The organism is Erythrobacter litoralis (assembly GCF_001719165.1).
In the GTDB taxonomy this organism is placed as follows: domain Bacteria; phylum Pseudomonadota; class Alphaproteobacteria; order Sphingomonadales; family Sphingomonadaceae; genus Erythrobacter; species Erythrobacter litoralis.
The window spans coordinates 3,239,812-3,251,353 of the sequence record NZ_CP017057.1; the positions used below are offsets into that span (position 1 = coordinate 3,239,812).

The window sequence follows — 11,542 nt, forward strand, 5'->3', positions numbered from 1 at the left end:
GGGGGCGACGCGCTAACAGCCGCCTTCATGAGAGCCACCAGCCTGACCGGCGTGTTCGCCGCGTCCTTCGCCCTTCTCGCAAGCCCCCCGCTCGCCGCGGACGATCACGAGGAAACCGCGCGCCGCGTACCGGGTGTCGAGGCGCCCGCGATGAGCGCGCGCGATCTCGTCACCATGCCGCGCCTCGGCGCGCCGATCGTCGCAATGGACCGATTTGCCGTCTATTCCGTGACTGTCACCGATCCCGAAACGCTGGAGCGCTCGCGCAGGCACTATATACTCGACCTCGCGGCCCGGGGAGCCGAACCGTTCGAATTCGATTTCGGCATCAGCGCGCACAGCCTTGCCATCGGGCCGGACGATTTTCTCTATTTCCTGAGCGATGAACATCCCGACGACAGCCGCGCAAAGCGCACGCGGCTGTGGCGGGCCGCGCTCGAGCCGAGCGGCAAGGTGACAGGGCCGATGCCGGTCGCCGACATCGAGGGAACCAACATTCACGGCTTCAAGCTCTCGCCCGCCGGCAATGCCGTCGCGCTGTGGAGCGAAATCGCGCGCGATTGCGCCGTGTTCGGCTGCAAGGAGAGCGGAAGCGCTGTTGGCAGCGGGCGGCTCTACGAAGGCGATGCGGGTTTCTACCGCCACTGGGACCGCTGGCTGCGCCCCGGCGTATTTAACCGCGTCTTCGTCTTCGGGATGGAGGACGGCACGGTCGTCGGCGATCCGCTTCCCATCGATGGGCATGACCCGGCCGAAGGCGTAACCGGCAACACGCCGACCATGCCTTTCGGCGGGGGTGAGGACATTGCCTGGGCGCCTGACGGATCGGGTGTCTATTTCGTCGTGCGGGAGTCCGGTGCGGACGAGCCCGCCTCGACCGACCTCGATATCTGGTGGAACGATCTTTCGGGTGCAGCGCCGGTCGAACTCACGGCGGCCAATGAAGCGACCGATACCGCGCCTGCGCCTTCGCCCGATGGGCGCTATCTCGCATATCTCGCCATGGCGCGGCCCGGTTACGAATCCGACCGGCTCGTGTTGCAGTTGCGCGATCTCGAAACCGGCCGGACACGCGCGCTGACGCAGGACACCGACCTCTCCTTCGGCTCGCTTACATGGAGCGCGGACGGCAGCTACCTCATCGCGACCGCTGCCGACACGCTCGACGTTCCGGCGTTCCGGATCGATCCTGAAAGCGGCGAGGTGCAAGAACTCGACCTGATCGCCGGGAACGAGGCGCATATCGGCGGCCTCACCCCGCTTGCCGATGGCGGCCTGCTGTTCACCCGCGATTCGATCGGAGTTCCTGCAGAGCTCTATCGTTCGGACGCGCTCGGCAAGGCGCGGCCGCTCACCGACGTGGTGACGAGCCGCATGGGCGAGTTGGCTTCGATCGAGACGACCCGCTTCCGTTTCGAAGGCGCGGGAGGCGACACGGTGTGGGGCCAGGTCACCCGGCTCGAGGACCAGCAGGGTCCGATCCCGGCGATCCTCTATGTCCATGGCGGGCCGCAGGGGACGTTCAACGATGCGTGGTCATCGCGCTGGAACCCGCGCGTTCTGGCGAGCCAGGGCTATGCCGTGATCTCGGTCGATTTCCACGGAAGCGCGGGATACGGGCAGGATTTCATGGACGCGATCAACCGCGACTGGGGCGGAAAGCCATTGGAGGACCTGCGAAAAGGCCTCGCCGCCGCGCTCGAGCTCGACAGCCAGATCGACGGCAGCCGCGCCTGCGCGATGGGGGCGAGCTATGGCGGGTACATGATGAACTGGATCGCGGGGAACTGGCCGGACCGGTTCGACTGCCTGGTCCAGCATGACGGCCTGTTCGATATGCGCAGCTTCTATTATTCGACCGAGGAATTGTGGTTTCCGCGCTGGGATTTCGGCGGCTCCTATTCCGAGGCGCGCGAGACCTACGAACGCTGGAACCCGGCCAATTACCTCGACAACTGGAAGACCCCCATGCTGGTCGTGACCGGCGAGAAGGATTTCCGCGTCCCCTACACGCAGGGCCTGCAGAGCTTCACGGCATTGCAGGAACGGGGCATCCCCGCGCAGCTTCTCGTCTTCCCGGACGAGAACCACTGGGTGCTGGGCGCCGAGAACTCGCTGCAATGGCACGAAACCGTGTTCGCGTGGCTCGATCGCTGGCTTGCGGAGGAAAAGGGCGCGCAATGAGCGATAACGAGCTTCTTTCGGCCCGATCCTCGCTCGCGCGGCATTACGAAAGCGCGCCCGCCCGCCCCGACAGCGCCCCGGTCGAGCGGCACATCTTCCTGTGCGCGCTGTCGGACAAGGCGAAATGCTGCTCGCGCGAGGAGGGCGAGGCCGCGTGGGCCTTTCTCAAGACGCGGCTGAAGGAGCGCGGGCTGGTCGGGCCGAGGCGCACCGCCGACCATCCAAAAGGCGCAGGGGGAGGCGTGCAGCGGACCAAGGCCGACTGCCTCCAGATCTGCGGCAAGGGCCCGATCGCGGTCGTGTGGCCGGATGGCGTGTGGTACCATTCGTGCATGCCGCAAGCGCTCGAGCGGATCATCGACGAACATCTCGTCGGCGGCGTTCCGGTCGAGGAATATCGCCTCAGCCCGCTGGGCGAGGACTGACGGTTCAGTCGCGGTCCCGGCGGCCGAACAGTTCGTCGGCATCGGGCAGGCGATTGTCGACCGCTTCGTCGTGCCCCGTCCCGTTGGACAGAAAGGCAAGGCCCATCAGCCCGCCCGACAGCAGCATGGTGAAAGCGATGCCGAGCGCGACCGCGATGAAATAATGCACCGAAACCATGCCGTTGAAGGCGTAGAGCAGGCCGAGCGCGAGCGCGACCGTCGCGACGGTGACCGCCATCAGCAGCTTCATGATCTGGCGGTATCGCGCCCAGGCGTGAGCGGCGTTTTCAGGGTTATCGAGCGGGGACTTATCGGCCATCGCCCTTCAATGGGGCCTATCGCGTCGCATTGCAATCGAAGCGCGCGGACGGGAGACGTTTGCGCGGCAGGCTTCGGATTCGCCTTTCGCGGCCAAGAGTGGCATTTTGCTTCGCGGAGAGAGGAGTCGAACATGACAATTGCCAAGATCATCGCCGGACGAAGGCCCGAGGACATTGTATCGTGCGACGTATCGACCCCGGTTTCAGAGGCCGTGCAGGTGCTCGCCGGGCAGCGCATCGGGGCGCTTCCGGTGATGCGCCAGGGGCGTGTCGCGGGGATCGTATCTGAACGCGACGTGATCTACCGGCTGGCGGAAAAGGGCCGGGATTGCATGGACCTGGCCGTCAGGGAGATCATGACTTCGCCCGCCGTGACGGTCGAACCCTCGACCAGCGTGGACGAGGCGCTGTCGATGATGACCCGCCGTCGTTTCCGCCATTTCCCGGTGGTCGAAAAGGGCAGGCTCGTCGCCTTCATCTCGATCGGCGATCTCGTCAAATCGAAGATCGAGGAGGTCAAGCACGAGGCCGAAGCGCTGCGTTCCTATATCCAGACCTGACGCGGTGCATCTTGAGCATGCCGCCAAGGCGCCCTATTTCGGAAAGACCATGACCCAGACCCTCACCCTGACCCCCGCAGCGGCCAAGCGAGTCGCGCTGATCGCCGAAAAGCAGACCAAGCCTGCGATCCTCAGGCTTTCGGTAGAAGGCGGCGGCTGTTCCGGCTTCCAGTACAAGTTCGACCTCGCCGAGGGGGCCGAGGGCGACGATGCGGTGAGCGAGACCGACGGGGTCAAGCTGGTGGTCGACCCGGTCAGCCTCGATCTTGTCGAAGGCAGCGTGGTCGATTTCGTCGAATCCCTGGGCGGAGCGGCCTTCCGGGTCGAAAATCCGAACGCGGCGGCCGGCTGCGGCTGCGGTTCGAGCTTCGGGATCTGAATTGAACTTTCGGGTTTTGGATTAGACAGGGCGCGCTCTTCGGGGCATCACGCGCCCCATGAAAATCGCCACTTTCAACATCAACGGCATCAAGGCGCGCCTGCCGCGGCTTCTGGAATGGCTCGCCGAAACGCGGCCATCGGTCGCCTGCCTGCAGGAGATCAAGAGCCAGGACGAGACCTTCCCGGGCAACGAGATCGAGGCGCTCGGCTACCATGTCCTCACGCACGGGCAGAAGGCGTTCAACGGGGTCGCGGTGCTGACCGACGGCAAGGCCGGTTTCGAGCCGCCGAAGGAGATCCAGCGGGGCCTCGGCATTGAAGGGCCGAAAGAGGGCGAGGGCGAACAAGCGCGCTATCTCGAGGTCGACGCGACAGGGCCGGACGGCACCGTGCGCGTCGCGTGCCTCTACCTTCCCAACGGCAATCCGCATCCGGGCCCGAAATTCAACTACAAGCTCGCCTGGATGGCCGCCCTGCGCACGCGCATGGCCGCGATCTGGGCCGAGGAAGTGCCCGCCGTGGTGCTCGGCGATTTCAACGTCATTCCCGAAGATGACGATGTCTTTTCAGTCAGGGCGATGGCGAACGATGCCCTGATGCAGCCCGAATCGCGCGGCGCCTATGCGCGGCTGCTCGGCGATGGCTGGACCGATGCGGTGCGCACCCTCAATCCGCGTGGCGGCGTGTGGACCTATTGGGATTACCAGGCCGGCGCGTGGCAGCGTGACCACGGCTTTCGCATCGACCACATCCTGCTCTCGCCCGAATGCGCCGACCGGATGCGCGCCGTCGGCGTCGACAAGGCGCATCGCGGCCGCGAAAAGGCGAGCGACCATGCGCCGGTATGGCTGGAGCTTTCCTTGTAATCCTTACCGCCGTTTCGCGCTTCGCGCGAGCGGCTGCGAGCAGCCTTGCAGTCCCTGCGGGACCGAGCCGCACCAAAGCAAAACGGGCTCCCCCGGTGGGGAGCCCGCAAGGCCAGGCGGCCGCCTGCAGCGATGCGACCGTCAGGTCGCATGAGCGAGGATCACCTGTAAAAGATATGCGTGTCGATCTGGGCGAGCCGCTGCTTGCGGTAGCTCCATTTCGGGCGGACGTAATTGGCGTGGAAGAACACCGCGTCGCCCGCCGGGCTGTCCCACATCCCGCCATGCGCGATGCGGGCGATCGCTTTGGCGCGCTGCCAGGCTTCGGTGTGGGTGCGGATCCGGGGCATGCGGCCGTTCTTCACGAAGGAGAATTGCGCGCGCTGATAGACGACGCCGCAATAGCTCGCGGGAAAGCGGCTGTCCTCGGCGCGGTTGATGACGACCTGCGCCACCGCGAGCTGGCCCGCGAGCGGTTCGCCGCGGGATTCGAAATAGACCGCGCCTGCAAGGCAGGTCATTTCCTCGCTCATGCGATCTTCGTCCGGGATCAGCGAAACGAGTTCGGTAAGGGATGCAGCAGCGGTGACATCGGAGGCGGGGGTTTCGCCCGCGTCGCCTTCTCCCGGCAGCGGCTGGACCACTTCCTCGGAGATGAACACCGTGTCCTGCGGGACGATTTCCACGCTGTCTTCGGCCGTTTCGACCGGCTGCGTGTCGGCCGCTTGTGCTTCGGCCTCGAAAACCTGTGCGAACGCCTCGGCGCCGTCGGCGCTCGAGAAGCTAAGGGTGGCCGCCGCGGCAATGGCGACGGCGCTCAGGGAGTAAGTCTTGCGACCCATTGTCTCTTCGTACTTGGCGGTGAGCGCGCTCCGACGCAGGCTGAACCCGTTGCGAGTGTTTCGCGAAGTGAGAGGGGTGGTTCGTGGTGCCTGCCGGCGGCTCCCCGTCTGCGTGCCGATCAGCGGACCGAATTGCCCGCGTCCCGGCCTGCGCACCGTGAAGCTCGCGGCCAAATAGTCTCATTTGAAACCAAGTCAACCTATTCCGGCAAAAGCGTCGCGAACTTTTCCGGGTCGTCGACATCGACTTCGACGATCCAGGTGTCGGGATCCTGCCGAGTGCGACGGTCAAGATATTCGGTAAACGCCTGTTTATCCTCCGGGTCCTCTTTTCGGGTAAGCGTATAGCGGCGCGCGAAATCGAGCCCGGGCATGCGTTCGTGCAATCCGGCGTTCTCGCCCCGCCGCATGATGACGACGAGCACGCTTCCGGCATCGCGCTCACCCTTCGCCAGGACCGTTCCCATGCCGCCCTCGGCCTCGGCCATGCGCAGGATCGCGCCGACTTCGACATGCGCTGGGAGGCGCGCGCTCACTCGCTGCTGCCCTCGACATATCCGGGCAGGCTGGAAAGCGCGATGCGCGAGCGCATGAAAGTGCCCGTGCCGCGCCCGATCTCGTCGCCCTCTTGGTCGACCAGCCGGGATTCGGCGACGAAGACCCGGCGCCGCCCGCTCACCCAGCGGCCTTCCGCGACGACCCGGCCGGCGCGCACGGGCTTGGTGAAATGGAGGTTGAAGCTGGTCGTCAGCAGGAAACGGTCGGTCGCGAGCGTGTTGGCGGCATAGAAGGCCGCATCGTCGAGCATCTTGAAATAGATCGTCCCATGCGCAGCCCCCGCGGCATGGTAGACATCCTCGCCGACGGTGAAGACCAGCCGCGAGCGCCCTTCGCCCAGGATTTCGAGCTTGGAATCGAATTTCGCATTGATCGGGGCGGAGGCATAGAGCCGCTCGAGCGCGCGGTGATGCGTCTCGGCGCTACTGCGATCGTGCGATCCGGCATCGTTCATGGCGCTGTCACCCGCGAACCGCGCGGGCCTCAGGCAGCATCGCGCAGGAACTGGTTGGTGAGCACCGCATAGAGCGCTTCGGCATCGGGCGCGTCGGCGAGCGCCTGCAGCTTCGATTCGTCGCGCATCAGCCGCGAGATCGCCGCGAGCGCGTGGAGATGGGTCGCCCCGGCATTCTCGGGCGAGACGAGGCCGAAGACCAGCGAAACGGGCTGGGCGTCGGCGGCGGCAAAATCGACCGGATGTTCAAGCTTGAAAACGGCGAGAGTCGGCTTGCGCACGCTGGAATCGCGGCAATGCGGGATCGCAATGCCACGCCCGAAACCGGTGCTGCCCAGTGCCTCGCGCGTTTCGAGCCCTTCGAGCACTTCGCTCACGTCGAGGTCATAGACCTCGGCGAGGCAGGCCGACAGCACCGCGAGCACCTGCGCCTTGGTCTCCACCCGTGCGAGCCGGACCGCTTCGGGCACGATGGTGATGTTGATATCCATGACTATACCGGTTTCCGATCAAGAAAGCCCGTAGGGGCAGACTGTCCCGTCGCGAAAGGCGGACCCCGGAAAGCGGGATCGGGGCCAAGTGCCTGAGCGAACTGGACCTTTCGTTCGCCCTGTCCTGCATGGGGCGAAGCTTGGCAAGGTCCTAACGCGGTTCGACCCAGCCGATCGACCCGTCCGAGCGGCGATAAACCATATTATGCCTCCCCGTGCCAGCATTTTTGAAGAACAGCGCCGGGGTGTCGCGCAGGTCGAGCATCATGACCGCATCGGCCACGGTACCGGTCGGGATATCGACCCGCGTTTCGGCAATGACCGGCGGGGCTTCGGCGGCGATTTCTTCCTCGCCTTCTTCGGCGGCGAAGATGGTGTAGGCGGCTTCTTCCTCGGCACGGACCTGTTGCGCGCGTTCGTGGCGGTCGGTGAGGCGGCGCTTGTAGCGGCGCAGCTGCTTTTCGATCCGGGCCGCCGCTTCGTCGAGCGCGACATGGGCATCGCCCGCAGAACCCTGGGCCTTGAGGATCAGGCCCTGCGTCACATGGGTGACGATGTCGCAGGTGAAGCTGCCGGCGGGCGCCTTGCCGAAGGTCACGTGGCTCGACAGGGCGCGGTCGAAATACTTGTCGACGATGGCGCCCAATCGTTCGGTCGCGTGTTCCTGCAGGGCCGCGCCGGTGTCGACCTGGTGGCCGGAAATGCGGATATCCATGGGCTTCGGTCCTCCTTGCTCGGAAACCTTGTGACGGGGTCAGCGCGCCCAGATGGCGTTCTCGATCCCTTCGATGAAAGCGCGGTGGCGTTCGAGTTCGGCCGCGCTCGGTGCGTGCGGGCGCGGTTCGCGCCGAGGGCGGTCGGTCGCGCGCGGCACGACGGATCCGGGAGCGATGCCGCGCGCCACGGTGGTCGTCGAAACCTCCGCCGCCAGCTCCAGCCCGATCTGCCGCCCGCCGGTCAGTTCGATATAGACCTGCGCCAGCAATTCGGCGTCGAGCAGCGCGCCATGCTTGACCCGGTGGCTGCGATCGATGCCATAGCGCGTGCAGAGCGCATCGAGCGAATTCTTCGCGCCCGGATGCCGCTTGCGCGCGATGGCGACCGTGTCGACCATGCGTTCCATGGCGATGGCTTCGCGCCCGATCAGGGCGAGTTCGGCATTGAGAAAGCCGAAATCGAAGCCGGCATTATGCGCGACCAGCGGCGAATCGCCGAGAAATTCGAGCAATTCATCGACGCTGTCGCGGAACAGCGACTTTGACGACAGGAAGGCGGAGGACAGGCCGTGGACCCGTTCCGCCTCGATCGGCATGTCGCGTTCGGGGTTGTAATAGGCGTGGAAAGTAGCGCCGGTGGGCACCCGGCCGATCATCTCGACGCAGCCGATCTCCACCATCCGGTCGCCGGTCGTGGGATCGAGCCCGGTGGTTTCGGTGTCGAAGACGATTTCGCGGCTGGGATCGGGCTGCATTTCGCGATTTATCCACCCAAGCGGCGCGATGCGCAAGGGGAAGACGCAGCCCCGATCGGCGCTATCCCCGCGAAGCCTTCAATTCGCCGATCAGCCTTTCTACCTGCGCCCGGGTTTCCTCGAGGGTGGTGCCGGTATCGATGACATGCATCGCGCGCGCGCGCTTTTCGGCGTCGGGGACCTGCAGCTTGAGGATGTCCTCGAATTTCTCGGGCGTCATGCCGGGCCGGGCCAGCACCCGCTCGCGCTGCATTTCGGCCGGGGCGGAGACCACGATCACCGCGTCGAAGGCGTTCTCCCCCCCGCGCTCGAACAGGAGCGGGATGTCGAACAGGACCATTTCGGCCTTGGCGTTGTCGGCGTGGAACTGCGCCCGCCTGTTGCCGACTGCCGGGTGGACGATGGCTTCGAGCTTCTTCAGCTTGTCCTGGTCGCCGAAGACCTGCGCGCCCAGCGCCTCGCGGATGACGCCTTCCGGGCCGGTCGAGCCCGGAAAGGCCTCCTCGATCCGTGCGACCAGTTCGCCGCCCGGGCCCTGCATCGCGCGGACCTCGGCATCGGCGTCGAAGACGGGCACGCCCGCTTCGGCGAACATGGTGGCGACGGTCGATTTGCCCATGCCGATCGAGCCGGTGAGGCCGAGCATCAGGGGCGGGCGGGAAGGGTTGTCAGCGGTCATTGGCGAAGAAGGTCCATCAGTTCGCCGTCGGCATCGCGCGGCGGGGATTGTCCGAAGAAGATCTCGAAGGCGGCAGCGGCCTGGCCGACCAGCATGGAAAGCCCGCTGATCGTGGCGTGGCCGCGCTCGCGCGCGGATTCGAGAAAGGGCGTGTCGACCGGGTCGGTGACGATGTCATAGGCGATCGAGCGCGGCGGGGCGTGGCTCCAGTCGAAGGCAAGCGGTGGCTGGCCGCGCATGCCGAGCGGCGAGGCGTTGACGACGAGGTCGAGGCAGCCTTCGCGGTCGTCGAAGGCGAAATCAGTTGCCTGCGCGAAATGGGCAAGCGGCGCGGTGTAATGCTCGCCCGTGCCGGCGAGATCCTCGAGCATGCGGCGCGCCTTGTCCTCGTCGCGACCGGCAAGGACAAGGGTGAAACCGTTGACCGCCAGCGCAGCGACGATCGCCCGCGCCGCGCCGCCGGTGCCGATGACGCGCGCCATGCGAAACAGGTGCGGTGTGCGAAGAACGGGGGCGATCGGTTCGACAAAGCCCGGCGCATCGGTGTTCGTGCCCGCAAGTTCGCCGTCTTCCCCGCGAAAGACAGTGTTGACCGCCCCGATGGCGAGCGCCTGCGGCTCGACCCGGTCCAGCAGCGGCAGGATCGCCTGCTTCAGGGGCATGGTGACGTTGCAGCCTCGCCAGTCGGGGTCCACGCGGCGGCTTTCGAGATAGTCGGCAAGGCCGTCTTGGGTGACGCGCTCAGCGCGGTAATCGGCGTCGAGACCGAGCCGGTCGATCCAGAACCCGTGGATAGCGGGCGATTTCGACTGGGCGATGGGATCGCCGATCACTTCTACATAGGGCCGGCTCATGTCTCGACCACCCCGAGTTCGCGCAGCGCGCCAAGCACGGGGAGGAGCGGCATGCCGAGCACGGTGAACTGGTCGCCTTCGATATGGTCGAACAATTGCACGCCCAGCGCCTCGATCCGGAACACGCCAACGCAATGGCCGACTTCGGGCCATTCGGCGTCGAGATAGCTCTCGATGAAGCTGTACGACAATTCGCGCACATGGAGCCTCGCGCAGTCGGCATGGCTCCATTCGCAGCCGTCCCCGCGCAGGATTGCCGCGCCGCTGTGGAGTTCCATCACCTTGCCCGAGAAGAAGCGCAGGTGATCGGCGGCGGCTTCGCGGCTGTCGGGCTTGTCGAAACGGCGGCCGCCCACCACCACCAGCGAATCGCTCCCCAGCACCAGCGCGTCCGGGTGCGCGTTGGCGAGGGCGGCGGCCTTCGCGACGGCGAGCGCCTCGCCGACTTCGCCTGGCGCGGCGCCTTCGAGCGAGGCCTCGACCGCGCGCTCGTCGACATCGGCGGGGATCGCCTCGTAGGGGACGCCCGCGGCATCGAGCATCGCCCGGCGCGAGGCCGACTTGGACGCAAGGATCAGGCGCGGCGTCATATCGGCTTCGACACTCCGCCGATCTGCTGATCGCGGCGCGAGCGGTCCTGCACCAGCCGGATGATCGCCGCAGCGGTCTCCTCGATCGAGCGGCGGGTGACGTCGATCACCGGCCAGCCATTATCCGCGAACATCCGCCGGGCGAATTGCAGTTCATCCTTCACCCGGCCGTTGTCGACATAGCTCGTCTCGGTCGTCTCGTTCAGCGTCAGCAGGCGATTGCGGCGGATCTGCACCAGACGCTCGGGCGCAGTGGTCAGACCGACGACGAGCGGGTGGCGCAGGCCGAACAACGCCTTGGGGGGAGGGCTTTCGACCACCAGCGGAATGTTGGCGACCTTGTAGCCGCGATTGGCGAGGTAGATGCTGGTCGGCGTCTTCGAGGTGCGCGACACGCCCGTGAGCACGATGTCGGCCTCCTCCCATTCCTCGTACCCGACCCCGTCGTCATGCGCGATCGTGTAGTGGATCGCATCCACCCGCTTGAAATAGTGCTCGTCCATCGAATGTTGGCGCCCGGGCCGCCCGTGCGCCTCCTGCCCGAGCTGGCTTTCGAGCGCGGCGGTCACCTGGTCGAGCACCGCCACCGCGGGCAGGCCGAGGTGGCGGCAATGTTCCTCCAGCCGCACACGGCTCTCGGCATTGACGAGCGTATAAAGCACCAGCCCCGGATTGGCGGCGAGTTCGGGGACGATCCGGTCGAGATGCTGGCGCGAGCGGACCATCGGCCAGAAATGGCGACTGACATGCGGATCGTCGAACTGGGCGAGCGCGGCCTTGGCGATCATTTCCAGCGTTTCGCCGGTCGAATCCGATACGAGGTGGAGATTGAGTCGGTTCATCCGTCCTTCGCGCAGCCTTCGGGCG

Annotated in this window: 16 protein-coding genes; 5 read left to right on the forward strand and 11 right to left on the reverse strand. The window is 66.0% G+C overall.

The genetic code is table 11. From position 1 onward, the window contains the following. Window positions 1-27 precede the first annotated feature (27 nt). Window positions 28-2,184 (forward strand): dipeptidyl-peptidase 5, encoded by a 2,157-nt coding sequence (locus Ga0102493_RS15435; protein ID WP_034902652.1) that lies wholly within the window; start codon window positions 28-30, stop codon window positions 2,182-2,184. Then, a complete protein-coding gene (locus tag Ga0102493_RS15440) occupies window positions 2,181-2,609 on the forward strand; it encodes a (2Fe-2S) ferredoxin domain-containing protein (RefSeq protein ID WP_034902655.1) in 429 nt (142 codons plus the stop codon). Before Ga0102493_RS15435 ends, Ga0102493_RS15440 begins: the two co-directional genes overlap by 4 nt. A 4-nt stretch (window positions 2,610-2,613) precedes the next feature. Here Ga0102493_RS15440 and Ga0102493_RS15445 read toward each other — a convergent pair whose 3' ends face one another. Then, window positions 2,614-2,928, reverse strand: coding sequence for a hypothetical protein (locus Ga0102493_RS15445; protein WP_034902658.1), 315 nt, complete (start codon window positions 2,926-2,928; stop codon window positions 2,614-2,616). Between the two features lie 132 nt (window positions 2,929-3,060). On the opposite strand from Ga0102493_RS15445, the gene Ga0102493_RS15450 reads away from it, so the two are divergent. From Ga0102493_RS15450 to xth, 3 genes are read left to right on the forward strand one after another with little or no spacing between them, the layout of a single operon-like run. Next, window positions 3,061-3,489: a CBS domain-containing protein gene (locus Ga0102493_RS15450; protein ID WP_034902660.1), complete on the forward strand. Its 429-nt coding sequence runs from the start codon at window positions 3,061-3,063 to the stop codon at window positions 3,487-3,489. Between the two features lie 49 nt (window positions 3,490-3,538). Continuing rightward, window positions 3,539-3,868, forward strand: a complete 330-nt coding sequence (gene erpA / locus Ga0102493_RS15455; protein WP_034902963.1) for an iron-sulfur cluster insertion protein ErpA — start codon at window positions 3,539-3,541, stop codon at window positions 3,866-3,868. A 58-nt stretch (window positions 3,869-3,926) separates the two neighbouring features. Then, window positions 3,927-4,736 (forward strand): exodeoxyribonuclease III, encoded by an 810-nt coding sequence (gene xth, locus Ga0102493_RS15460; protein WP_034902661.1) that lies wholly within the window; start codon window positions 3,927-3,929, stop codon window positions 4,734-4,736. A gap of 161 nt (window positions 4,737-4,897) precedes the next feature. Here the strand turns inward: xth and Ga0102493_RS15465 are convergent, their stop codons facing one another. The 10 genes from Ga0102493_RS15465 to Ga0102493_RS15510 all read right to left on the reverse strand — a co-directional run bounded on the left by Ga0102493_RS15465 (window position 4,898) and on the right by Ga0102493_RS15510 (window position 11,517). Continuing rightward, the gene (locus Ga0102493_RS15465; protein WP_034902663.1) at window positions 4,898-5,578 is read right to left on the reverse strand and encodes a cell wall hydrolase; all 681 of its coding nucleotides are present in this window, start codon (window positions 5,576-5,578) and stop codon (window positions 4,898-4,900) included. Window positions 5,579-5,778: 200 nt separating this feature from the next. Beyond that, on the reverse strand, window positions 5,779-6,114 hold the full coding sequence (locus Ga0102493_RS15470; protein WP_034902666.1) for a DUF1491 family protein: 336 nt from the start codon (window positions 6,112-6,114) through the stop codon (window positions 5,779-5,781). Next, complete coding sequence (locus Ga0102493_RS15475) at window positions 6,111-6,590, reverse strand: PaaI family thioesterase (protein WP_034902669.1); 480 nt, start codon at window positions 6,588-6,590, stop codon at window positions 6,111-6,113. The genes Ga0102493_RS15470 and Ga0102493_RS15475 overlap by 4 nt, the downstream gene beginning before the upstream one ends. Window positions 6,591-6,619: 29 nt before the next feature. Then, window positions 6,620-7,081, reverse strand: coding sequence for a PTS sugar transporter subunit IIA (locus Ga0102493_RS15480; protein WP_034902672.1), 462 nt, complete (start codon window positions 7,079-7,081; stop codon window positions 6,620-6,622). Between the two features lie 151 nt (window positions 7,082-7,232). Next, entirely contained in the window at window positions 7,233-7,796 is a 564-nt protein-coding gene (gene hpf / locus Ga0102493_RS15485) for a ribosome hibernation-promoting factor, HPF/YfiA family (protein WP_034902676.1), read from the reverse strand. A gap of 39 nt (window positions 7,797-7,835) precedes the next feature. Then, window positions 7,836-8,552, reverse strand: a complete 717-nt coding sequence (gene dnaQ, locus Ga0102493_RS15490) for a DNA polymerase III subunit epsilon (protein ID WP_034902966.1) — start codon at window positions 8,550-8,552, stop codon at window positions 7,836-7,838. 61 nt (window positions 8,553-8,613) lie between these two features. Then, window positions 8,614-9,231, reverse strand: coding sequence for a dephospho-CoA kinase (gene coaE, locus Ga0102493_RS15495; RefSeq protein WP_034902679.1), 618 nt, complete (start codon window positions 9,229-9,231; stop codon window positions 8,614-8,616). Next, window positions 9,228-10,085 carry a shikimate dehydrogenase family protein gene (locus Ga0102493_RS15500; protein WP_034902682.1) on the reverse strand — a complete coding sequence of 286 codons (858 nt, stop codon included), beginning with the start codon at window positions 10,083-10,085 and terminating at the stop codon, window positions 9,228-9,230. Before Ga0102493_RS15500 ends, coaE begins: the two co-directional genes overlap by 4 nt. Then, window positions 10,082-10,675: a Maf family protein gene (locus tag Ga0102493_RS15505; protein ID WP_034902685.1), complete on the reverse strand. Its 594-nt coding sequence runs from the start codon at window positions 10,673-10,675 to the stop codon at window positions 10,082-10,084. The genes Ga0102493_RS15500 and Ga0102493_RS15505 overlap by 4 nt, the downstream gene beginning before the upstream one ends. Next, the gene (locus Ga0102493_RS15510; RefSeq protein ID WP_034902688.1) at window positions 10,672-11,517 is read right to left on the reverse strand and encodes a pyruvate, water dikinase regulatory protein; all 846 of its coding nucleotides are present in this window, start codon (window positions 11,515-11,517) and stop codon (window positions 10,672-10,674) included. The genes Ga0102493_RS15505 and Ga0102493_RS15510 overlap by 4 nt, the downstream gene beginning before the upstream one ends. Window positions 11,518-11,542 lie beyond the last annotated feature (25 nt).